The sequence below is a fragment of the Streptomyces sp. NPDC018045 genome (assembly GCF_044327445.1).
In the GTDB taxonomy this organism is placed as follows: Bacteria; Actinomycetota; Actinomycetes; order Streptomycetales; family Streptomycetaceae; genus Streptomyces.
This window is the reverse complement of the sequence record NZ_JBIRFL010000032.1, coordinates 38,822-61,049: the sequence shown is the minus strand read 5'-3', so window position 1 is coordinate 61,049 and position 22,228 is coordinate 38,822. Positions and strand designations below refer to the sequence as shown.

Below are 22,228 nucleotides of genomic sequence, written 5' to 3'. Positions count from 1 at the left end.
ACGGTTTTGATCACTGGTGGTACGGGTGGTCTGGGGCGTGTGGTTGCCCGGCATCTGGTGGTGGAGCACGGGGTGCGGAGTCTGTTGCTGGTCAGTCGGAGTGGTCCGGCTGCCGAGGGCGTCGATGAGCTGGTGGCGGAGCTGCGGCAGAGCGGTGCTGAAGCCACCGTCGAGGCGTGCGATGTGACTGACGGTGCTGCTGTGTCGGATCTGGTTTCTCGCCACCCGGTCAGTGGGGTCGTTCATACGGCCGGTGTTCTCGATGACGGTGTGGTGGAGTCGTTGTCGGCGGAGCGGTTGTCGGCGGTGCTGCGGCCGAAGGTGGACGCGGCCTGGCATCTGCACGAGGCGACCAGGGGCCTGGAGCTGGACGCGTTTGTGGTGTTCTCGTCCGTGGCCGGTACGTTCGGCAGTGCGGGGCAGGCCAATTACGCGGCGGGCAATGCCTTCCTGGATGGGCTGGCGCACCACCGCCGGGCCCAGGGGCTTCCGGGCACGTCGCTGGCGTGGGGCCCCTGGTCCCAGGACAGCGGCATGACCGGTTCTCTCACTGATGCGGACGTGCAGCGCATGGCCCGCTCGGGTATGCCGCCGCTGTCGGCCGAGGAGGGCCTGGCCCTTTTCGACGCGGCGCTCGCCACCGCCGAGCCCGTGTCCGTCCCCGTCCGCCTGGACCTCGCAGCCCTGCGGCAGCAGGGCGAGCCTCAGCCTCTGCTGCGCGGCCTGATCCGTACGCCAGGCCGACGCACCGCGGCAACCACCACGAACGGTGACATCGCGGCCGCCTTCGCGCAGCGCCTGACCGGGCTGTCGACGGCAGCGGGGCGCGAGGTCGTGCTCGACGCCGTACGCGGTCAGGTCGCGGCCGTCCTCGGACACACCGGAACCACGGAGATCGACCAGGACCGGGCCTTCCTGGACCTCGGTTTCGACTCCCTGACCGCGGTCGAACTCCGTAACCGGCTGAGCGCCCACACCGGAATCCGCCTCCCGGCGACCCTGCTCTTCGACTACCCGACGCCGGCGGAACTCGTCGACCACCTGCACGCCCGGATCGCCCCCGAGCCGACCCCCGGCGCGGAGGCGCTCCTGGGCGAACTCGAAAAGCTGGAGAAGTCCTTCGGCGGACTCGACATCACGGAGGAGATCCACGAGCAGGTCGCCGGCCGACTGGAGGTTCTCAGGGCGAAGTGGAACACACTGAGGGACACGGCTGCGGCAGCCGGGCGCGACGGTTCCGCGTCCGACGACGAGGAGTTCGACTTCGAGTCCGCCTCCGACGACGAGGTCTTCGACCTCCTCGACAACGAACTCGGTCTGTCCTGACCTGCCAAGCGGCCGGTACCGGTGACCCGTCACCGGTACCGGCCGCTTCGTCACCGGAACGGGTCCCTCCCTGCCCCTCGACCGCAACGAGCACGGCCACTCGTGCGCAGAGCACACAACGCCCCCTCCCGGTTCCCGGGAGGGGGCGTTGTGCTGGTCGGCCGGTCAGTCGGTGAGCAGTGTCTCCCGCAGCCGCTCCAGGTCCCGCTCGCTCAGGCCCAGACCGTCCCGCAGGTAGGCGTCGAAGCTGCCGAAGCGGGTCGAGACCTCGTCGAAGGCCGCGTTCAGGTACTCGGCCCTGGTGTCCAGGACCGGCTTGAGGCGGGCGGCGACCTCCGGCGGCTGCCCGGCGAGTTTCGCCGCGTTGCTCGCGGCCAGGTACTCGTTGCTGGCCAGGTAGTCGCGCAGCACCGTGTCACGGTCCACGCCGAGGGCCGTGAGCAGGGCCGCGGCGGCCCAGCCCGTACGGTCCTTGCCGGACTCGCAGTGGTAGGCCAGACCGTGGGCGCCGGAGTCGGCCGCGTAGCCGAACAGCGAGCGGTACGCCGTGCCCGCGGCGGGCTGGGAGACGACCGCGCGATAGCCGTCGAGCATCGTCTGCACGGCCTTCTCCGGGGTGGCGGGCAGCTCACCGGAGGTTTCCCCACCGAGGACGTTGGCGACGACGTAGCGCGCGCCCGCGGGCACGCGGTCCGGGGCCTTGGCGCGCTCGCTCGGCGTGCGCAGATCGAAGTCCGTGCGGATGCCCAGGCGCTGGAGCTTGGCCAGGTCGGCGTCGGTGAGCGCGTTCAGGCTGTTGGCGCGGTACAGCACGCCCATCTTCACCCACCGGCCGTCGGCGGTACGGTAGCCGCCCGCGTCACGGAAGTTGGCGGCGCCCTCCAGGTGCAGCGAGCGGTCGGCGAGGGTGAGCGGGTCGCCCCGGTCGGGCACCAGGCGGAACCACTGGCGGTCGGCTGCGGGCAGGCCGCGTACGGTGACGGTCGCCTCGGCCCCGCCGCGGGCCACGGCCCGGCCCCCGGCGTGGACGGTCACCGAGCGGACGCCGGGCGCCTTCCAGGACACGGCGAACGAACCGTCCTTCTGCCGGGTGACCGTGGCGTCGTGGAACGGAATACCGTGCGCCGCGAGCGGCGCCCGGGGCGCGTGCTGGCCCGCTCCGGGGGAGGTGCCGAGCGGCTCGGCGGAGGCAAGGGGGCCGGTGACCCCTACGGCCGACACGGCGGCCACGAACGAGACGGCGATGCGGCGGGCGGTCAGTACCGCCGCCGGGGAAGGGGAGTTCATGGCGGGACCGTACGGCCAGGTCATGCCTGGATTCACCTAGAGATGGCCAGGTGGGCGGCCGCACCGGGCCGGCGCGGCGGGCCGCCGCACTCCGGGCGCTCAACGGCCCCCCACCTCTGGCGTTTCCCCCAGTCTTTCGTGGTCAGGATGGGAACGCGCGGCGGCCCGGGCCGGTGGACAAGGCCCGCGGTTCCCACCGGACGGCCCCGCGGCACAGCCCCGCGCAACAGTCCCGCGGGGACCGGTCCTGTCGGCGAAAGTCGGGTACTACCAGCGTGTTCGAGAATCAGCATCTGTCACGGCGCCGTCTGCTCGGACTGGCCGCCCTCGGCGGCGCCGCCGTCACCGGGATGACCACGATCTCCGCCGCCCCGCGCGCCGCGGCCGCCGGCCAGAGCGGTCCGTCGGCCGGCGACGGCTCATTCGTACCGGCCGTGGTGGTCGGCACCGGCTACGGCGCCGCGGTCTCCGCGCTGCGGCTCGGCGAGGCGGGCATCCCGACGCTCATGCTCGAAATGGGCCGGCTGTGGAACGAGCCGGCCGACGACGGCAACGTCTTCTGCGGCATGCTCGAACCCGACCACCGGTCCAGTTGGTTCAAGCCGCGCACCGAGGCCCCGCTGGCCTCGTTCCTGTGGCTCGACGTGGTCAACCGGAACATCGACCCGTACGCGGGCGTGCTGGACCGGGTGCACTTCGACCAGATGTCGGTGTACGTGGGGCGGGGCGTCGGCGGTGGCTCGCTGGTCAACGGCGGTATGGCGGTCGTGCCGAAGCGCTCGTACTTCGAGGAGATCCTGCCACGGGTGGACGCCGCCGAGATGTACGGCCGGTACTTCCCGCGCGCCAACGCCGCGCTCAAGGTGAACCACATCGACCAGGGCTGGTTCGAGGAGACTCAGTGGTACAAGTTCGCGCGGGTCTCGCGCGAACAGGCGGGCAAGGCGGGCCTGGGCACCACCTTCGTCCCCAACGTCTACGACTTCGGCCACATGCGGCGTGAGGCGGCCGGCGAAGCGCCCAAGTCCGCGCTGGCCGGCGAGGTCATCTACGGCAACAACCACGGCAAGCAGAGCCTGGACAAGACCTACTTGGCAGCCGCCCTCGGCACCGGCAAGGTCACCATCGAGACGCTGCACCAGGTCAAGGCGGTCCGGCAGCAGCAGGACGGCAGCTATGTGCTGTCCGTGCACCGGATCGACACCAACGGCAAGGTCATCGCCCGGAAGGAGATCGGCTGCCGCCACCTGTTCCTCGGTGCGGGCAGCCTCGGCTCCACCGAACTGCTGGTGCGCGCCCGCGACACCGGCACGCTGCCCGACCTGAACGCCGAGGTCGGCGCGGGCTGGGGCCCCAACGGCAACATCATGACCGGCCGGGCCAACCATGTCTGGAACCCCACCGGGGCCCACCAGTCGTCGATCCCCGCCCTGGGCATCGACGACTGGGACAACCCCGCCGCTCCGGTCTTCGCGGAGATCGCGCCGATGCCGGCCGGACTGGAGACCTGGGTCAGTCTCTACCTGGCGATCACCAAGAACCCGGAGCGCGGCACCTTCGTCTACGACCAGGCCACCGACCGGGCCGCCCTGCGCTGGACCCGGGACCAGAACGCCCCCGCGGTCGCCGCCGCGAAGTCGCTCTTCGACCGCGTCAACAAGGCCAACACGACGATGTACCGCTACGACCTGTTCGGGCCGGAGCCGAAGGCCTTCTCCGACGACTTCAGCTACCACCCGCTCGGCGGCTGTGTGCTGGGCAAGGCCACCGACCTCTACGGCCGTGTGGCCGGCTACCGGAACCTCTACGTCACCGACGGCGCGCTCATCCCGGGTTCCATCGGCGTCAACCCCTTCGTCACCATCACGGCGCTGGCCGAACGCAACGTCGAGCGGATCATCGCGGAGGACGTCAAGGCCGCGCGCTAGAAACCCCGTACACCCCACCGCCCCCACCCGCAATGACGGACTCTAATGATTTTCCGGCGGGTGGCATGAGATCAAAGGGGGAGCGGCCAGTCGTTCCGCACGGGGCGAGTGCCCGGCCCCCGCCTGTCATCGCTGAAAGGGAATCCATGGACTCCGCCCGACGGCCGATCCTCTTCGTCAGTCTTCCGGAGAGCGGACTGCTCAACCCGCTGCTCGTCCTCGCCGAGGAACTCTCCCGCAAGAATGTGCCGGACCTCTGGTTCGCCACCGACGAGCCGCGGCGCGACGACGTGAAGAGGATCTCGGTGGGGTCCGCGGTGGAGTTCGCCTCGCTGGGGGAGGTCGTCTCCGAGCTGTCGGCGGTGACGTGGAACGACGAGGTCTATCGGGAGATCACCCAGTCGTCGCGGTTCAAGGCGCATCGCGCGGTGATCAGGCAGTCGTTCGTGCCCGCCGCGCAGAAGAAGAAATTCGAGGAACTCGCGGCCATCGTCGACGAGGTCCGGCCGGCGCTGATGGTCATCGACTGCATCAGCGGGTTCGCGATCGAGCTGGCCATTTCGCGGAAGATTCCGTTCGTGCTGAGCGTGCCGTTCGCGCCGAGCAATGTGCTGACGGCGTTCACGCCGTTCGGCAAGCGGTACGTGCCGTGGGACTTTCCCGTGCCGCACACCGGACTGCCGCGTCGCATGACACCGGTGCAGCAGCTCCGTAACCAATGGTTCAAGTGGCGGACCCTGGCGCTGTTCCTCTCGCCGAAGATGAGCAAGGTGGTGGCGGAGGACACCCGGCGGCGCAAGGCGCTCGGGCTGGGGCCGATGAGCCAGATGGCGCGGATCGAGCAGGCCGAACTGGTGCTGTGCAATTCGATCGCCGAGCTGGACTATCCCGTCGAGCTGCCGGAGCGGATGCGGCTGGTCGGCGCGATGGTGCCGCCACTGCCGGAGGCACCGGACGACGAGGAACTCTCGTCCTGGCTGGATGCCCAGACGTCGGTGGTGTACGCGGGATTCGGGACGATCACCCGGCTCACGCGGGAACAGGTCGCGTCGATGGTGGAGGTGGCCCGGCGGCTCGAAGGACGGCACCAGGTGCTGTGGAAACTGCCTTCGGAGCAACAGCATCTGCTGCCGCCCGCGGAGACGCTGCCGGGCAATCTGCGGATCGAGAGCTGGGTTCCTTCCCAGCTCGATGTGCTCGCGCACCCGAAGGTGAAGGTGTTCTTCACGCACGCCGGCGGCAATGGCTACAACGAGGGCGTGTATTTCGGCAAGCCGCTGGTGGTGCGGCCGCTGTGGGTGGACTGCTACGACCAGGCCGTACGCGGCCGGGATTTCGGCATCAGCCTGACGCTCGACCGGCCGCGGGCCATGGACGTCGACGACGTGCTCGACAAGCTGACCCGGGTGCTGGAAACCCCCTCCTTCCGGGAGAACGCGGAGCGGCTCAGCGCGCTGCAGCGGACGGCGGGCGGCCGGGCGGCCGCCGCCGATCTGATTCTCGGCCTGCCGGCCCTGGCGGAAACACCGGCACACACCGGCGCGTGACACGCGGACGGGGCATGTGGACATGCGGACGTACCCGGTATGTGGGCGCGTACGCGGCATGCGGACGGACCAGGCGTGTGAACGTGCGAGGTGGATGCAGCGATGAGACGTGTGTACGTATGAGGAGGATGACGTAACCGATGGCGTTCACTTATCCCGTGTCCCGGCCCGCGCTGGGCGGAAAAGAGCTGGAATACCTGACCGCTACGGTCGAGGACGGCTGGATATCGTCGCAGGGCCCGATGGTCCAGCGATTCGAGCGGGCCTTCGCGGACTACAACGGGGTCGCGCACGGTGTGGCCTGTTCGTCCGGGACGGCCGCGCTGACGCTCGCGCTGAGGGCGCTGGGAATCGGGCCGGGGGACGAGGTGATCGTCCCCGAATTCACGATGGTGGCGTCCGCGTGGGCGGTCACGTACACGGGCGCGACGCCGGTGTTCGTCGACTGCGGGGACGACCTCAACATCGACGTCTCCCGTATCGAAGAGAAAATCACGGCCCGGACGAAAGCCGTCATGCCCGTGCACATCTACGGGCGGCGCTGCGACATGGACGCGATCATGGATATGGCGTTCCAGTACAACCTGAAGGTCGTCGAGGACAGTGCCGAGGCCCATGGCGTCCGGCCGGTGGGGGACATCGCCTGCTATTCGCTGTTCGCCAACAAAATCATCACGGCGGGCGAGGGCGGCATCTGCCTGACCGACGACCACAAACTGGCCGGGCAGATCGCGCATCTGCGGGCCATGGCCTTCACCAAGGACCACAGCTTCCTGCACAAGAAGGTGGCGTACAACTACCGTATGACGGCCATGCAGGCCGCCGTCGCGCTCGCGCAGGCCGAGCGGCTCGACGAGATCCTCGAAGTGCGCCGCGGGATAGAGAAGCGCTACGACGAGGGACTGGCCGACATTCCCGGTATCACGCTGATGCCGCCGCGGGACGTGCTGTGGATGTACGACCTCCGGACCGAGCGCCGGGCGGAACTCCAGGCCTTCCTGGCCGGGCATTCCATCGAGACCCGGCTGTTCTTCAAGCCGATGAGCCGGCAGCCCATGTATTTCCACCCCGACTGGCCCTCGCTCAAGGCCACCGCGTTCGCCGAGGACGGGCTGTACCTGCCCACGCACACCGACCTGACCGCCGCCGACCAGGACTTCATTGTCGGCAAGATCCGCGCTTTCCACGGCGTCGGCTGACCGTTCCCGTCCGAGAGAGGAATCGTGCCCATGACGCAGTCGGACCCGATGGTGGTCGACTTCCCCGTGCGCAAACCCGGCGTGCCCTTCCCGCCGCCCGACTATGCCGACTACCGCGATCACGAGGGCCTGGTCCTGTCCCGTCTGCCCAACGGCGCCCGGGCGTGGCTGGTCACCCGGCACGAGGACGTACGCACCGTACTGACCGACCCGAGAATCAGCTCCAACCCGGCGCACAAGGGATTTCCCAACGTCGGCACGGTGGGCGTGCCCACGCAGGAACAGATACCGGGCTGGTTCGTGGGCCTCGATTCCCCCGAACACGACCGGTTCCGCAAGGCCCTGATACCCGAATTCACCGTCCGCCGCATCCGGGGACTGCGCCCGGCGATCGAGCGCACGGTGGAGGAGCGCCTCGACGCCATGCTCGCCGCGGGCAACACCGCCGATCTCGTCGCCGACTACGCGCTGCCCGTCCCTTCCCTGGTGATCTCGACGCTGCTCGGCGTCCCGCCCTCGGACCGCGACTTCTTCGAGTCCCGGACCCGCACCCTGGTCTCGCTGCGCGCCTCGACCGACGAGCAGCGCGAGACCGCCGTCAAGGAGCTGCTGCGTTACATCAAGCGGCTGGTCGACATCAAGGCGAAGTGGCCCGGTGACGACCTCATCAGCAGGCTGCTGGCCGCCGGCACGATCGCTCCGCACGAGCTGTCCGGTGTGCTGATGCTCCTGCTCATCGCCGGGCACGAGACGACGGCCAACAACATCTCGCTCGGCGTGGTCACGCTGCTGATGAACCCGCAGTGGATCGGTGACGACCGGGCCGTGGAGGAGACGCTGCGCTTCCATTCGGTCGCCGACATCGTGTCCCTGCGGGTGGCCGTCGAGGACGTGGAGATCGCCGGGCAGCTCATCAAGGCGGGCGAGGGCATCGTGCCCCTGGTCGCCGCGGCCAACCACGACACGAGCGCGTTCGAGTGTCCGCACATGTTCGACCCCGCCAGGAGCGCCCGTCACCACGTGGCCTTCGGCTACGGCATCCACCAGTGCCTGGGGCAGAACCTGGTGCGCGTCGAGATGGAGATCGCCTACCGCAAGCTCTTCGAGCGCATCCCCGACATACAGCTCGCCGTTCCCGTCGACGGCCTGAGCATCAAGTACGACGGCGTGCTCTACGGCCTGGAGCAACTGCCCGTCCGCTGGTAGGCGCCCTTCCGCAGGCGCAGCGCCCCGACCCGTCCGCCCGGCGTGCCACCGGCCGCCCGGCGGGCCCCGACCCACCGCAGGAGAGACATCGGCATGCGTATCACCATCGATCCGGACCGCTGCGTGGGCGCGGGCCAGTGCGTGCTGTCCGCGCCACAGGTCTTCGACCAGGACGAGGACGGAATCGTCACGCTGCTCGCCGAGCCCGGCACGGACGAGGAACCCAGGGCCCGGATCGCCGGAGCCCTGTGCCCGTCCCGGGCGATCACCGTGCACGAGGGCTGACGCCCCCCGGGCGATCCGCCGGCGGGTCCCCGCAACCGAAGAACGCGCTCGACATCCGGGAGTGATGGTGTCCGTCCACACCGATGACTACATGATCGACCCGCCCGCCGACGCGGCCGGTGCGCCGGGAGGCCGTACGCTCCCCGAGGTGTTCGCGTCCGCTGTCGCTTCCGCCCCCGACGCGGTGGCCCTCGTCGACGGCGACCGGAGGTGGACGTGGGCGCTGTGGCAGGCGGACGTCGACGCGCTGGCGCGTGGCCTGCAGGAGTCGGGGGTCGCTCCCGGCGACGTGGTCGCGGCGCGGCTTCCCAACTGCTGGGAGTTCGTGACCCTGCATCTGGCCGTCGCGGCCGTCGGGGCGGTCCTGATGCCCGTCCACCAGGACACCACGGACAGCGACGTCCGCGCGCTGCTGACCCGCGCCGAACCCGTCCTCCTGGTCCTGCCGGCAGCCGTCGGCGAGGATCCGGCGGCGGCCCGTTCGCTGCTGGAGGCCGTGCCGTCACTGCGCGGCGTGCTGCTGGCCGGGGCGCCGGAGGCGGAGCACCAGGAGCCCGGGATCGGGTCGCTGGACGGGCTGCTGACGGCCTGGGCGGGCAGCGGGCCCCGGCCGGCCGACGTCACCCCCGACATGCCGCTGGTCCTGATCCCCACGTCCGGGACGACCTCGGCGCGGCCCAAACTGTGTGTGCACAGCCACGACGGCCTGCTGGCGAACACCGCGGCCGTCACCGCCGACGCCGCCTTCGAGGGTACGGTCCTCACGGCCTGCCCGATGACCCACCTGTTCGGCCTCCAAGCCGTGCACGCGGCGCTGACCGCAGCCTGCGGGCAGGTCCTGCTCACCGGCTGGGACGTGGACCGCTTCCTGGAACTGGCGCGGGAACACGACCCCCGTACCGTCTTCGCCGTACCCGCCCAACTGCGGGATGTCGTCGGGCGGCTCGCCGGAACGGACGAGCCGGCGGGCTTCGCGCCGCACCAGGTGCGCACCGCGGGCGCCGCCATCGCGCCCGCGCTCGCCGCACGGGTACGCGCCGCCCTCGCCTGCGAACTGGTCGTGGTGTGGGGCATGTCCGAGATCGGCACCGGAACCCGCACCCGGCCCCACCACCCCGACGGCACCGCGGGGGAGCCGGTCGGCGGCGTGCGCGTACGGATCGTCGACGAGGACGGCGAGGTGCGCCCGGCGGGGGAAACCGGCGAACTCCAGTACCGGGGGCCGGCGATGTTCCGCGGCTACTTCCGCGAGCCGGAGCTGACGCGCGCGGCCCTCACCGAGGACGGCTGGCTGCGCACCGGCGATGTCGCGGCCATCGGCGCGGACGGCGTGGTGGCGCTGCACGGCCGGGCGGCCGAACAGATCAACACCGGGGGCCGGACGTTCTTCGCGGCGGAGGTCGAGGGGCTGCTCGCGGGCCTGGCCAACCTGGGCCCGCTGGCCGTGGCCGGCGCACCGGACGACCGGCTCGGGGAGTACCCGTGCCTGGTCGTCACCGACCACGCGGACCGCACGATCGGCCTGACCGAGGTGACCGCGTTCCTGCGCCGGCTGGGGCTCGCCGACCACAAGATCCCCCTTGAACTGGTGACCGTGCCCGAGCTTCCGCTCTCGCCCGCCGGCAAGCCCGACCGCCGGGCACTCAAGCGGCTGCTCGCAGGCACGGAAGCGGTGCCGGTCGCGGCCCGTCTCGGCGCGGTCCCGCCGTACACGGCCGAGGACGCCCTGGAACTCGTCCGCGACTGCGTCGGCCAGATCCTCGGGGACGCCGGCCCGACCGTCCCCTTCACCCCTGACACCGACTTCCGCCGGCTGGGGCTCGACTCCATCCAGGCGGTGCGGCTGCGGAATCTGCTGCGCGAGGAGACCGGGCTGCCGCTCCCGGCCACCCTGGCCTTCGACTTCCCCACTCCGGTGGCCGTCGCGCGCGTACTGGCCGAGCAGGACGACCCGGTTCGGGAGGAACGCCGGGAGTTCCCGGCGGACGGTGCCGACCCGGTGGCCATCGTCGGCATGGCCTGCCGGCTGCCGGGCGGAGCCGCCTCCCCGGGCGCCCTGTGGGACCTGCTCACCGACGGGACCGACGCGATGTCCGGCTTCCCGGACGACCGCGGCTGGGACCTGGACCGGCTCTTCGACGAGGACCCCGACCGGCCCGGTACCTCCTACGCGCGCGAAGGCGGCTTCCTGCACGACGCGGGCGACTTCGACGCCGGCTTCTTCGGCCTGTCCGACCAGGAAGCGACGGCGACCGACCCCCAGCAGCGCCTGCTGCTGGAGGCGGCGTGGGAGACCTTCGAACGGGCGGGCATCGACCCGACGTCCCTGAAGGGAACCCGTACGGGCGTGTTCACGGGCGCGATGGACCGCGGCTACGCCGCCAATGCCTCCGCCGCGCCCACCGCGTGGGAGAGCATGCTGATCACCGGGACCTCCGGCAGCGCCGTCTCGGGGCGCGTCGCGTACACCTACGGGCTCGAAGGACCCGCGCTGACGGTCGACACCGCCTCCTCGTCCTCCCTCGTCGCCCTGCACCTGGCCTGCCGGTCCCTGCGGTCGGGCGAGACCGACCTGGCGCTGGCCGGCGGCGTCACCGTCATGGCGACCCCGGCGCCCTTCGCACACTTCTCCCGGCTGCGCGCCCTGTCCGCCGACTCCCGCGCCAAGGCCTACGCGGACGCCGCGAACGGCTCCGCGTGGTCGGAGGGCGCGGGACTGCTGCTGCTGGAGCGGCTGAGCGACGCCCGGCGCAACGGACACCGCGTCCTGGCCCTCGTACGGGGCTCCGCCGTGAACCAGGACGGCGCCTCCAACGGGCTCACCGCGCCGAGCGGACCCGCCCAGCAGCGCGTCATCCGCCAGGCCCTGGCCGACGCCGGACTGACACCACAGGACGTGGACGCCGTGGAAGGGCACGGCACCGGCACCCCGCTCGGCGACCCCGTCGAGGCCCAGGCCCTGATGGCCACGTACGGCCAGGAGCGGCCCGAAGGGCGGCCGCTGTGGCTGGGATCGGTGAAGTCGAACATCGGCCACACGCAGGCCGCGGCCGGAGTCGTCGGCGTCATCAAGACGGTGCTCGCGCTGCACCACGGCACGCTGCCCAGAACCCTGCACGTGGACGCTCCCTCGGCCGAGGTGGACTGGTCCGCCGGATCGGTACGGCTGCTCACCGAGGCCCGGCCCTGGCCACGGGAAGACGGGCGCACACGCCGGGCAGGGGTCTCTTCCTTCGGACTCACCGGCACCAACGCCCACGTCATCCTTGAGGAGGCACCGGACGGTGCGGCGGAAGGAGCACCGGCCGGGAACCCGGAAGACGCGCGGCGCGCGACCGGGACGGCTCGGGCCCCGGAGCCGTCCGACGACACGGCCGCGCCCTGGGTGCTGTCCGCCCGGAGCCGGGCGGCGCTGCGCGCACAGGCACGGCGCCTGGCCGAGCACGTCGCCGCCGATCCCGCCCTGCGGGCCCCGGACATCGCCCACGCCCTGGCCACCACCCGCGCGCTGCACCAGCACCGGGTCGTCATCAGCGCCCCCGGCCGTGCTCAACTCGCTTCAGCCGCCGAGGAGTTCGGGCGTGGCGAGCGAGCCGCCGCCGTCACCTCGCACGACTGCGCACCGGGCGGCGTGGCCTTCGTCTTCTCCGGCCAGGGCAGCCAGCGCAACGGCATGGGACGCGAGGCAGCCGAGGCGTTCCCCGCCTTCGGGCGGGCGCTGCGCGAGGTGTGCGCCGCGCTGGACCCCCTGCTGCCGCGCCCGCTGACCTCGGTGATGTGGGCGGCCCCCGACTCCGAGGAGGCGGCTCTCCTCGACGACACCACCTACACGCAACCCGCGCTGTTCGCCGTCCAGGTCGCCCTGTACCGGCTGTTCGAGACCTGGGGTGTGCTCCCCGGCCACCTGGTGGCGCACTCGGTCGGCGAGATCTCCGCCGCCCATGTCACGGGCGTGCTCGGCCTTGAGGACGCGTGCACCCTGGTGACGGCCCGCAGCAGGCTGATGGGCGCGCTGCCGCCCGGCGGCGCGATGATGGCGGTGCGCATCACGGAGACGGAAGTGACCCCGTACCTGGCGGACCTGCCGGACACGGTGTCGATCGCGGCCGTCAACAGCCCGCATTCCCTGGTGCTCTCGGGCGCCGAGGCCCCGCTGGTCGCGCTCACGGACCGGCTCGCCGCCGCCGGCCACAAGACGCGGCGGCTCATGGTGAGCATCGCGTCCCACTCGCCGCTGATGGACCCCTTGCTGGAAGAGTTCCGCGAGGTCGCCCGTACGCTGTCCTACGCCACGCCCGCCATTCCCCTCGTCTCCACCGTCACCGGCCGCTTGTTGACCGGCGAGGAGGCGCGCGACCCGGAGCACTGGGTACGCCACATCCGGCAGTCCGTACGCTTCAGGGACGCGATCGACCGGCTGCGGGACGAGCGCGTCACCGGGTTCCTGGAACTGGGCGCCGAACCGGTGCTCACGCCGATGATCGACGAGTGCCTGGAGCCGGCCGGCCCGGAATACGGGGCCGCCGTGCTGCCGAGCCTGCGCACCGGCACCTCGGAGCGGCACGCCCTGCTCACCGCGGCCGCCCGGCTGCACGCCCACGGCGCGTCCGTCGACTGGGACGCGGTGCTCCCCGGGGCCCGGCCCGTCGCCCTGCCGACGTACGCCTTTCAGCGGCGGCGGTTCTGGCTGCCGTCGGTGGTCGACGGGGTGCCTGTGAGTGCCACGGGCGCCGCGGGCGAGGCCGGTGCCACGGGCGTGCCGGCGGCCGAGGCGGAGTCGCCAGGACTGGTCACCCGCCTGTCCGGCCTCGACGACGCCGAACAGGACACGTACGTCCGGAACCTGATCCTCGCCGAGACCGCGGCCGTGCTCGGCGGCCAGGACCAGCTCGACGAGGAGGGCAACCGCACGTTCAAGGAGATGGGCGTCAACTCGGTGAACGCCGTCGAACTGCGCAACCGCCTCATCGCCGCCACGGACCTGCGGCTTCCCTCCACACTCGTGTACGACCACCCCACACCGAACGCCGTGGTCCGCCTCGTACGCGAACGACTCGCCCGGCAGGCCACCTCCGCACGCGACACGGACTCGGTCGTGGCCGAGCTGGAAGCCCTGCTCACCGCCGGCGCGGACGTCTCGGAGCAGACGATGGCACGGCTGAAGGCCCTGACGACAGGACGGAACGGCGGCACGGACGCCGGTCCCGGCCCGGACCCCGACGGCTCCGTGGACCTGGCGTCGGCCAGTGACGAGGAGCTGTTCCGGTTGATGGACGCGGGGAGCTGAGCGACTGCGGAACGGTGATGGGTGGGGCCGGGTGCCGGCGGGTGCGGGGGAGGCTGTGGGCATGGCGCGGGGCTGATGCGGGGGAGGGCTGGAGGGCGGCCGCATCCGTCCACCGGGCCAGGGCACGACGTCGGCGGAGGCCTCTGGTGCCCGGACCGGCGGAAGCTTTGAGAACATCGGGGTCAGCCTTGGACAACCAGTCGCCCTACCGAGGACCTGAGATGGACGAAGCACCCCGCCCCGCCGTGTCGGCACTGACGTCGATGAGGGCGACGCGGTGGTTCACCACCACACCGGTCGCCGAGGAGCAACTGCGGCAGGTGTTGGAGGCGGGGCGCTGGACCGGCTCGGCCCGTAACCGGCAGCCCTGGCGGTTCGTGGTGGTCCGCAGCCGCGCGGTCCGTCAGCAGCTCGCGACCCTGGGCGCCTACGCCGGGCACCTCGCCACCGCGCCCGTGGTGATCGCACTGGGCGTCGAGGAGCACGCCGGGGGAGAGGACGCCCAGTTCGACGCGGGCCGTGCGGCACAGAACATGATGCTCGCCGCCCACCTCCAGGGCCTGGGCAACTGCCCGGCCTCCTTCTTCCCCGCCGAGAACGCCGACCGGGCGGGCCTCCTGTGCGGCCTGACGCCGCCCTGGAGGGTACGGACCGCGATCTCCATCGGACACCCGGCCCCGACACCGGCCGGCACCTCCGCGATTCCGGCAGGGCGCCTGCCCCTGACCGACCTCGTCACCGAAATCCCCGACCAGCACCATTGAACCCGCGCCGCCGACAGGCGGGGGGACGGCCCCGGACGGAGCCGTCCCCCCGCTGCCGGTCAGGCGTCGGTGTCGGTCACACGCCGGCGTCGGACGGCGGGTCGATGATCTTCCAGGTCTGCGAGAGGGACGGCGGCGCGTCGTACATGCGGGTCGGTACGACGTACACATTGTTCTGGGCAGCGTGCCCCAGCAATCCCAGCGCGTAGTCCGCGTACGCCTTCGAAACGATCGCGTAACTGTCCTCGTGGCCGGGGAAGTCCAGCACCTTGCGGAACTCCCACTTCTGCCGGATGCCCTTGTCGGGAGTCTCCAGCACGGGAAGCCCACCGGCCCGCGCGGCCGATGCCGCCAGACACCGGCTGTTCTCGTAGCTCTTGATCAGGTGGGTGCCGTCACCGACGGGCTCGATGTACCAGAGGTGCCCAAGCTGTCCCTTGTTGGTCAGCAGCGGGTCGAGATTCCAGGTCTGGACGCCCTGGCCGAGGGCGTCGTGGTAGTTGTCCGTCTCCAGATACGTACCGGTGATCTCGTGGATCAGCATGAACGGGCCGTTGGCCCCCTGTGCCGAGATGTCGGGCATAACCTCTCGCTTTCTTCGTTCAGGCGGATGCGAAGAGTTCCGAGGGGGTGAGGCTTCGCGCGCATGACCGGAGGACCCGGGGTCCCCGTGAGCGGGACCCTAGTCGGGCGGGACGGCCGGGCTGAGACACGTTCCCGCCAATCCGCCCGCGGAAGGAAAGCGTGGCCGCCGCATGCCGGTGTTTCCGCGAGTTCTGGTGGTGACCCTGTTTGTGTTTGCCATGACCGGATCGCCGGGGCCCCGTCGGCGATCTCGGCCGAAGCGCCCCGATGCTGCCGACTCCGCGCACCGACAGGACCGCGCCGTACCCCTTGCGATGTCGCCTGGGGCCACTGGCGCCTGGTGGTACCCCTTGGTGCCGCTCGGTGTCGTCCGGCGCGCCATCTTCTGTCGTCGAAGGCGGGTGAGCGTGCCTGGCGCCACGCTGGCGCAGGCCGCCCCTTCCCCGTCCCCGCAGCTCAGAGCGTCCATCTTGCGGTCATCTAGTGCAGGGTGCCGCTCGGACTTGCATGCGGCGTCATTGTGGTGCCACCATGGCGTCATGGACCTCACCCCGTATGTCGACACCCTCCGCCGCGAACTCGCGGTGGCCGCCGAAGCCGGCGGGGAGGATGCCCGCGAGCTGGCCGACCGGCTCACCGCTCCTCTGGAGTCGGCGACCCGGCTGACCCTGCTCGGTGTGCTCTCCGCCGCGATGGACGAGATCACCCGCGAGCTGGCCCCCGGCTCGGTCGACGTACGGCTGCGCGGACTCGACCCCGACTTCGTGGTGACACCGCCGCCCGCTGACGGCGGCCCCGCCGAAGCGGTCGCCGCGCCCGTCGAACCGCTCAGGGCGCCGGCGCCCGCCGACAGCGACGAGGGCGGCACCGCCCGCGTCAACCTGCGCCTGCCGGCCCACCTCAAGGCGCGCGCCGAGGAGGCCGCGGGCCGCGAGGGGCTGTCGGTCAACGCATGGCTGGTACGGGCCGTGTCGGCCGCGGTCGACGGCGGCGCGCGGCCCCGTACGACGGATCAGACCCACACCGTCGGAAACAGCTTCACGGGCTGGGTGCGCTGACCGCGCCGCGCCCGCCCCACCTCACCCACACCACGTCCCACCAGCGGGGACGACCTGAAGCCCCAAGAGGACGGGACAGCCATGCCTTCGTTCGACACTCCCGAACCGATCTCGGCCACGGCGCACGTGGAGGCCGGCTCCGTCCGGTTCACCGCGGGCGACCGCACCGACACCGTCGTCGAGGTGCGACCCCGCGACCCGAAGCGGGACGCGGACGTACGGGCAGCCGACCAGACCGAAGTCAGGTACGGGAGCGGCGACCTGACCATCAGGACACCCAAGTCCCATCTGTTCGGCCGCACCGGCATCGTCGACGTGACGGTCGAACTGCCCACGAACTCACGCGTCGACATGACCGGCGCCTGGACCCAGGTGCTCGGCGAGGGACGGCTCGGCGAAGTCCGCGTGAAGACCTCGTCCGGCGACGTCCGCCTCGACACGACCGGCCCGCTGAAGCTGACCGCCTCCCACGGCTCGATCACCGTGGACCGGGTCGAGGGCACGGCCGAGATCACCACCAGCTCCGGCAGCCTGCGCCTCGGCCTCCTCGACGGCCCCGCCGTCCTGAAGAACTCGCACGGCACCACCACCGTCGGCGCCGCGACCGGCACCCTGCGGGTGAGCGGCGCCCACGGCGACATCGACATCGCACGCGCCGAAAGCTCGGTCGTCGCCACCACCGCCCACGGCACCCTGCGCGTCGCCGACGTCGTCCGCGGCACCGTGCAGTTGGAGACCTCCTACGGCGCCATCGAGGTCGGCATCCGCGAGGGCACCGCCGCCTGGCTCGACGTCAGCTCCGGCTCCGGACAGGTACGCAACACGCTCACCACCTCCGAGACGCCGCAGAAGACCGAGGACACCGTCGAGGTCCGCGCCCGTACCCGCAACGGCAACATCGACGTACTCCGCGCCCGCCCCTGAACACCGGCCCTCGCCCAGGCGAGGGCAGCGCTGACCGGAGGGCGACAAACCGACCGCGCGCCGGGAGGGCGGCCGTTCCGGCACCTTGAGACCGAGCTGTCGGGGACCCGCGGGTACCGGTTCGAGGTGATGGCCTGGCCGTCCGTACCTGTCGGGGGCTTGTCGGGCCAACGTCGGCGGTTCGTCGGTGTTTCGTCGGCGGTGCCCCGGCGGTCGGTCTGCGGCACATCGGCGGCGTGTCGGTGGCGAATCAGTGCGGCCTGGCACCTTCGCACTGATCTGCCGGGTGCCGCCCGGTGGGCGTAGGTCCGGCAGGAGCCGCCATGCCCACCCCTGTCACGATCGTCGGCGCCGGCCTCGGCGGCCCGACACTCGCCGCCCGGCTCCCCGCACGTCCACGGCATCCCGGCGACCGCCTACGCGGCGGAGCCCGCACCGATCGGCCCTCCACCGGCAGCTCCCAGCCGCCCGCGTGGCCGCACCTCATCGCCGAAGAGGCGGCCGAGCGATGGGCGCGTGGTGCGCAGTCCGTACGCGTGGTCCGCGGCGAGCGGTCCGTAGCCTCACCGTAGTGACTTGTCGAGGTCGGAACCCCCGCTCAACCGCAGCGTGACGTGGACCGCCACTCCCGCGATGGCGCCGAAGGTGAGGGCAGCCGGGACGCCGGCACCGAGCTCCGAGAACAGGTGCACAGGCCCCCATATGGTGAGCGTGCCGTCCATCGCCGTGTGCAGCACATGACCCGCCATCAGCCCCAGCACGGTCGCACAGACCGCGCCTGTCGTCATCGCCGGCACCGTGGCCCGGGTGAGCAGCCCGGGCAGCAGCCGCAGCGCCCACCACACCACAGCCAACGTGAGCACGTCGGCGGCCCGGTAAAGCAGCCAGTCGCCGAGCGGCGTGGTCCCCGGCCCCGTCCAGCCACCGAGCAGCAGCCACTGGCGCAACAGGTCGCCGGGCTCGGACAGCAGCCCCGCACCGCCGAACGAGGTCTGCATCCAGGCCGCCACCGATTCGTACGAAAGGACCACCAGCGAGAGTGCTATCACCGCGGTCCCCGTACTCGCGGCCAGGCGGGCGGCGCGCGGCGGCACGCTGCGCCGGGGCAGCGGGGCTGCGCCCTTCGCGGTGACACGCGCCACGAGCACCGTGAGCGCAGCGGTCAACAGCGCCGCGAACACCACGACCGGCCCGCTGGAGGCGGCCACACCCGCCAGTTGCGGCAGGAACCGGTAGCTGCCGTGGCCCCCGGAGGCGATCAGCCACGGCGCGGAGACCGTCACGGCCAGCGTTCCGGCCACCGGGCCCCAGGCCCACAGCGCGAGCAGTGTGGCCGGCGTACGGCCCTGCGTCGGCGGCAGCCTGCGGATCAGGAGCAGCGCGCCGGCCAGGAAGAACACGAAGACCGCCGCGAACCTGATCTGCATCGCGGTGCGGTACAGGTCGGCGTACCGGGTGCCTGTGCCCAAGTCCGCGTCCCCGCCCGTGCCGGGCTCGCCGGAGGGCAGTCCCGCCGAGGGATCGTACGACCAGGGCACGAGCCAGCGCCGGAGTTCGGTCACGGACCGAGCGTCCAACACGCCCGTGGTGCCGGGCAGTCGCAGTGCCTGCGCGCTCGCCCCCGCCCACCACAGCAGCAGCGTGATCAGCAGCCCTGCGACCAGTGCCGGTATCGCCGCACGCCGATATGTCATGTGCCTTCCCCCACTTTGCCCTGCATTTGTCGATTGTTCTGGATCATCCGGAGAGTACGGGGTGATGATCGCACGCGGTATGTGTCCGGCCGGCGCCGGTTCCCTGTGCCACGTGAACCCTGCCTGCTCGTTCGGATCCCCTCCCGGCCGCCCGGGGCAGACCGGGTGCGGCTGCCTCGCCCCGTGCTCCGCGGTGTCTGCGGCCTCAGAGCATGAGCAGCAGCCGCGTGTGCGGTATCAGCTTCCGGTTCACGCTGGTGCTCTGCACGAAGATCGTGAAGTCGTCGTTGCGGTCCGGATTGACGCGGACTTCCGCGTCCGGCAGGCCCAGCAGGGCCCGGGCCTGCGGACCCGTGTACACCCGGTCCGTCTTCTTCTCCAGCACCGCGATCTGCTTGCGTGCCTGGATCTTCTCCGACTTGCTCAACTGGTAGAACGCACAACCGGTACGGTAGGTGTGGCCGCACTCGACGACCCGGTCCCGTATCGCCGCTGCGCGGGCCACCGGAACGAGCTGATACTCCGAGGGATGCACCGGCTTGAGGCCGGCTGCCTCGATGGTGTCCTTGTTGACCGTCTCCGCACCCGTGGAGAACACCGCCCGCGAGCCCCGGATGCCCTGGGCCCGGCCCACCATGAAGTTCTCGGTGGCCTGCTGGATGACCTGCCCGGCCTCCTCCAGACCCCGGGTGCTCGTGGCGTCCCAGATGGCGATGTTGTCCTTCGGGAAACCGCACTGCACGGCCTCGCGCTTGCCCATCTGGTCCGGCACCAGCACGGCCAGGGTCCAGTTGTCGGCCTGCGTCGCGATCAACGTGGCCACGGCCTGCACCAGTTCCCCCGGATTCCGGCTGGGGGCGTCCGGGCAGCGATGACTGGCGTTCTCCTGCCCGTCGGTCAGCACGAACGTCAGGAAGCTGTGGTCGCCGTACAGTTGAGCGGTCTGTGCCAGCTCTCGCTGTGATTTCAGCGTGGCCGCCAGCAGAGCCGTCATCCCGCCGACTCGGTAAAGCTGCTCCAGGGACGGCATCCGCAGCACGTCCTTGTCGTAGATGACGCACTCCACCGTGTCCGCGAAGGCGTACACCGTCACGCGGGTCTCCTGGCCCAGCTCCTTCGACCGGCGGGCCAGATAGGCGATCTGCTGATCAGCGACCTCGACGACCTTGCGACTCAGGTGCGACATGGACGAACTGGCATCCAACACCAGGGCAACGTGATTGATGTAGTTCTGGGTTCCGGACATGATTGCTCCCCCTCTTCCGCTCTTCCTGCTCGGTGCTCTCACCTTCTCACCCACCACTGACAATCGATCTTGAACGCCAGGCGCCTCGACCGCTGGGTCGAGGCAGGGAGCAGGCGTCCCGTGAGGGAGCCGCTCGAAATCGAGTTGTCCGTCCGCCGCGGGCGTGATGAGGATGATCGAAATAGCTCCGCACCCTTGTGAGGCCCCATGCACGTCACCATCCCCACCACCGCAGGCCGGATCCGCGGACGGCGGAACGGCGAGGTCACGGCGTTCATGGGCGTTCCCTACGCGGCACCGCCGTTCGGCCCGCGGCGCCTGCGGCCCCCCGAGCCACCGCAGCCGTGGACCGAGGTACGCGACGCCTTCCTCCCCGGCCCCAGCGCGCCCCAGCCCGGTTACCTGCCCGCGATGGCCGGTCTGCTGGAAGAAGCCGCGAACCCGGGCGAGGACTGCCTGAACCTCAACGTGTGGACACCGGCCCCGGGCCGCGGCGCCGGACGGCTTCCGGTCATGGTCTGGATCCACGGAGGCGCGTTCCGCAACGGAGCCGGCACCCTGCCCTCCTACGACGGCGCGCGGCTCGCCGCCGACGGCGTCGTGTGCGTCACCCTCAACTACCGGCTCGGCGCGGAGGGCTTCCTCCTGCTGCCCGACGGCACGGCCAACCTCGGCCTCCTGGACCAGATCGCCGCACTGGAATGGGTCCGCGACAACATCGCCGAATTCGGCGGCGACCCGGACAACGTCACCGTCTTTGGCCAGTCCGCCGGCGCCATCAGCATCACCGCGCTCATGACCATGCCGCGAGCCCGAGGACTGTTTCGCCGTGCGATCACGCAGAGCGGCGCCGGCCACCACAGCCACCCCGAAGACATCGGCCGGCGGATCACCGAGCGGCTGGCCGCCCTCGCCGGCGCGGAGCCGACCCGCGAGGGCCTGGCCGCCCTGCCGCCCGAGCGGCTCATCGCCGCCAACGACGCTCTGGGCCGGGAGATCGCGCAGGCGAGCGATCCAGGACCATGGGGCGAGTCGGCAGGCGGCGGAACGACCGTGCTGCCCGTCGTGGACGGGGCCACCCTGCCCCGGCGCCCGATCGACGCACTCGCCGACGGGGTGAGCCGGGACCTCGATCTGCTCACCGGCACGACCAGCGACGAGTTCCGTCTCTTCCTCATCCCGCTGGGGATCGGGCCGCGGATCACCGACGACGTACTCCACGGCTTCCTCGCCGGACTCGGCCTCGACCCCGCCGAGGCCCGCCGTGTGTACGCGGCCGCACACCCTGGCGCGACCCCCGGCGACCTGCTGTCCGCGGCCATGACCGACCACGCCTACCGGATTCCGGCCCTCCGCTTGGCCGAGGCCCGCGCCGCCCACGGAGCGGAAACCTTCCTGTACGAGTTCGCGCGCCGCTCGCCCGCCCTCGACGGTGTCCTCGGCGCCTGCCACATGGGGGAGATCGGCTTCGTGTTCGGCAACCTTCCCGGCCCGCTCACCGGCCCCGACGCCCCACAGGAGCCCTCCGAACAACTCTCCGAACAGGCAATCACCGAACGGGAGCTCTCCGATCGCATGCGTGAGGCATGGATCTCCTTCGCCCGGACCGGCCACCCCACCGGCGCCGGCACCTCCGGTGGCGCGCTGCCGCACTGGCCCGCCTATGGGAGCCGGCGGTCCGTCATGCGCCTGGGCGACGCCGCACCCGTCGTGCTGGAGGATCCCGCGGCGGACGAACGGCGGCTCTGGGAGGGCTTGCGAAACGGCGCGACCGGCAGCCCCTGACCGATCTCCGACAGGCACGCCGACGGCCCAGTATCAGGATCATCGGCACAGGTGTTGCGGCCGGTCACCCGAAGGCACGCCGTTGCCGCGCACAGCCCTGCCGGCGT

16 protein-coding genes are annotated in these 22,228 nt (G+C 71.3%); 12 read left to right on the top strand and 4 right to left on the bottom strand.

Annotation, left to right across the window (positions count from 1 at the left end; all coding sequences use genetic code 11):
* Positions 1-39 precede the first annotated feature (39 nt).
* Positions 40-1,326, top strand: a complete 1,287-nt coding sequence (locus ACH4EB_RS34850; protein ID WP_398352338.1) for an SDR family NAD(P)-dependent oxidoreductase — start codon at positions 40-42, stop codon at positions 1,324-1,326.
* A gap of 165 nt (positions 1,327-1,491) precedes the next feature.
* Here ACH4EB_RS34850 and ACH4EB_RS34845 read toward each other — a convergent pair whose 3' ends face one another.
* Complete coding sequence (locus ACH4EB_RS34845) at positions 1,492-2,613, bottom strand: tyrosine-protein phosphatase (protein ID WP_398352336.1); 1,122 nt, start codon at positions 2,611-2,613, stop codon at positions 1,492-1,494.
* Between the two features lie 275 nt (positions 2,614-2,888).
* Between ACH4EB_RS34845 and ACH4EB_RS34840 the strand changes: the two genes are divergently transcribed.
* The 7 genes from ACH4EB_RS34840 to ACH4EB_RS34810 all read left to right on the top strand — a co-directional run bounded on the left by ACH4EB_RS34840 (position 2,889) and on the right by ACH4EB_RS34810 (position 14,829).
* Positions 2,889-4,541 (top strand): GMC oxidoreductase, encoded by a 1,653-nt coding sequence (locus ACH4EB_RS34840; RefSeq protein ID WP_398352334.1) that lies wholly within the window; start codon positions 2,889-2,891, stop codon positions 4,539-4,541.
* A gap of 146 nt (positions 4,542-4,687) precedes the next feature.
* Positions 4,688-6,088: a glycosyltransferase gene (locus tag ACH4EB_RS34835; protein WP_398352332.1), complete on the top strand. Its 1,401-nt coding sequence runs from the start codon at positions 4,688-4,690 to the stop codon at positions 6,086-6,088.
* Between the two features lie 140 nt (positions 6,089-6,228).
* Positions 6,229-7,287: a DegT/DnrJ/EryC1/StrS family aminotransferase gene (locus tag ACH4EB_RS34830; protein WP_398352330.1), complete on the top strand. Its 1,059-nt coding sequence runs from the start codon at positions 6,229-6,231 to the stop codon at positions 7,285-7,287.
* A gap of 30 nt (positions 7,288-7,317) precedes the next feature.
* Positions 7,318-8,493 (top strand): cytochrome P450, encoded by a 1,176-nt coding sequence (locus ACH4EB_RS34825; protein ID WP_398352328.1) that lies wholly within the window; start codon positions 7,318-7,320, stop codon positions 8,491-8,493.
* A 93-nt stretch (positions 8,494-8,586) separates the two neighbouring features.
* Complete coding sequence (locus tag ACH4EB_RS34820) at positions 8,587-8,778, top strand: ferredoxin (protein ID WP_398352326.1); 192 nt, start codon at positions 8,587-8,589, stop codon at positions 8,776-8,778.
* A gap of 64 nt (positions 8,779-8,842) precedes the next feature.
* A complete protein-coding gene (locus ACH4EB_RS34815; RefSeq protein WP_398352324.1) occupies positions 8,843-14,065 on the top strand; it encodes a beta-ketoacyl synthase N-terminal-like domain-containing protein in 5,223 nt (1,740 codons plus the stop codon).
* 221 nt (positions 14,066-14,286) lie between these two features.
* On the top strand, positions 14,287-14,829 hold the full coding sequence (locus tag ACH4EB_RS34810) for a nitroreductase family protein (RefSeq protein WP_398352323.1): 543 nt from the start codon (positions 14,287-14,289) through the stop codon (positions 14,827-14,829).
* Between the two features lie 76 nt (positions 14,830-14,905).
* Here the strand turns inward: ACH4EB_RS34810 and ACH4EB_RS34805 are convergent, their stop codons facing one another.
* Positions 14,906-15,412, bottom strand: a complete 507-nt coding sequence (locus ACH4EB_RS34805) for an RICIN domain-containing protein (RefSeq protein ID WP_398352322.1) — start codon at positions 15,410-15,412, stop codon at positions 14,906-14,908.
* A 541-nt stretch (positions 15,413-15,953) separates the two neighbouring features.
* Between ACH4EB_RS34805 and ACH4EB_RS34800 the strand changes: the two genes are divergently transcribed.
* The 3 genes from ACH4EB_RS34800 (at position 15,954) to ACH4EB_RS34790 (ending at position 17,968) form a co-directional block, all read left to right on the top strand.
* Positions 15,954-16,472 carry a hypothetical protein gene (locus ACH4EB_RS34800; RefSeq protein WP_398352320.1) on the top strand — a complete coding sequence of 173 codons (519 nt, stop codon included), beginning with the start codon at positions 15,954-15,956 and terminating at the stop codon, positions 16,470-16,472.
* Between the two features lie 81 nt (positions 16,473-16,553).
* On the top strand, positions 16,554-17,396 hold the full coding sequence (locus tag ACH4EB_RS34795) for a DUF4097 family beta strand repeat-containing protein (protein ID WP_398352319.1): 843 nt from the start codon (positions 16,554-16,556) through the stop codon (positions 17,394-17,396).
* Between the two features lie 323 nt (positions 17,397-17,719).
* Complete coding sequence (locus ACH4EB_RS34790; RefSeq protein ID WP_398352318.1) at positions 17,720-17,968, top strand: hypothetical protein; 249 nt, start codon at positions 17,720-17,722, stop codon at positions 17,966-17,968.
* Here ACH4EB_RS34790 and ACH4EB_RS34785 read toward each other — a convergent pair.
* Together ACH4EB_RS34785 and ACH4EB_RS34780 are read right to left on the bottom strand one after the other, a co-directional pair.
* Positions 17,960-19,090: a hypothetical protein gene (locus tag ACH4EB_RS34785; protein ID WP_398352317.1), complete on the bottom strand. Its 1,131-nt coding sequence runs from the start codon at positions 19,088-19,090 to the stop codon at positions 17,960-17,962. The genes ACH4EB_RS34790 and ACH4EB_RS34785 overlap by 9 nt on opposite strands.
* Before the next feature lie 205 nt (positions 19,091-19,295).
* Entirely contained in the window at positions 19,296-20,336 is a 1,041-nt protein-coding gene (locus ACH4EB_RS34780; RefSeq protein ID WP_398352316.1) for a vWA domain-containing protein, read from the bottom strand.
* A gap of 207 nt (positions 20,337-20,543) precedes the next feature.
* Here ACH4EB_RS34780 and ACH4EB_RS34775 point away from each other — a divergent pair, with 207 nt between their 5' ends.
* A complete protein-coding gene (locus ACH4EB_RS34775; protein WP_398352315.1) occupies positions 20,544-22,121 on the top strand; it encodes a carboxylesterase/lipase family protein in 1,578 nt (525 codons plus the stop codon).
* The last annotated feature ends 107 nt before the right edge of the window (positions 22,122-22,228 follow it).

Excerpts from the sequence above, each read along its gene's own strand:
- ACH4EB_RS34845 (WP_398352336.1), bottom strand. The coding sequence starts at position 2,613 with ATGAACTCCCCTTCCCCGGCGGCGGTACTGACCGCCCGCCGCATCGCC.
- ACH4EB_RS34835 (WP_398352332.1), top strand. The coding sequence starts at position 4,688 with ATGGACTCCGCCCGACGGCCGATCCTCTTCGTCAGTCTTCCGGAGAGC.
- ACH4EB_RS34830 (WP_398352330.1), top strand. The coding sequence starts at position 6,229 with ATGGCGTTCACTTATCCCGTGTCCCGGCCCGCGCTGGGCGGAAAAGAG.
- ACH4EB_RS34825 (WP_398352328.1), top strand. The coding sequence starts at position 7,318 with ATGACGCAGTCGGACCCGATGGTGGTCGACTTCCCCGTGCGCAAACCC.
- ACH4EB_RS34820 (WP_398352326.1), top strand. The coding sequence starts at position 8,587 with ATGCGTATCACCATCGATCCGGACCGCTGCGTGGGCGCGGGCCAGTGC.
- ACH4EB_RS34815 (WP_398352324.1), top strand. The coding sequence starts at position 8,843 with ATGGTGTCCGTCCACACCGATGACTACATGATCGACCCGCCCGCCGAC.
- ACH4EB_RS34810 (WP_398352323.1), top strand. The coding sequence starts at position 14,287 with ATGGACGAAGCACCCCGCCCCGCCGTGTCGGCACTGACGTCGATGAGG.
- ACH4EB_RS34805 (WP_398352322.1), bottom strand. The coding sequence starts at position 15,412 with ATGCCCGACATCTCGGCACAGGGGGCCAACGGCCCGTTCATGCTGATC.
- ACH4EB_RS34800 (WP_398352320.1), top strand. The coding sequence starts at position 15,954 with ATGGACCTCACCCCGTATGTCGACACCCTCCGCCGCGAACTCGCGGTG.
- ACH4EB_RS34795 (WP_398352319.1), top strand. The coding sequence starts at position 16,554 with ATGCCTTCGTTCGACACTCCCGAACCGATCTCGGCCACGGCGCACGTG.
- ACH4EB_RS34790 (WP_398352318.1), top strand. The coding sequence starts at position 17,720 with ATGCCCACCCCTGTCACGATCGTCGGCGCCGGCCTCGGCGGCCCGACA.
- ACH4EB_RS34785 (WP_398352317.1), bottom strand. The coding sequence starts at position 19,090 with ATGACATATCGGCGTGCGGCGATACCGGCACTGGTCGCAGGGCTGCTG.
- ACH4EB_RS34780 (WP_398352316.1), bottom strand. The coding sequence starts at position 20,336 with ATGTCCGGAACCCAGAACTACATCAATCACGTTGCCCTGGTGTTGGAT.
- ACH4EB_RS34775 (WP_398352315.1), top strand. The coding sequence starts at position 20,544 with ATGCACGTCACCATCCCCACCACCGCAGGCCGGATCCGCGGACGGCGG.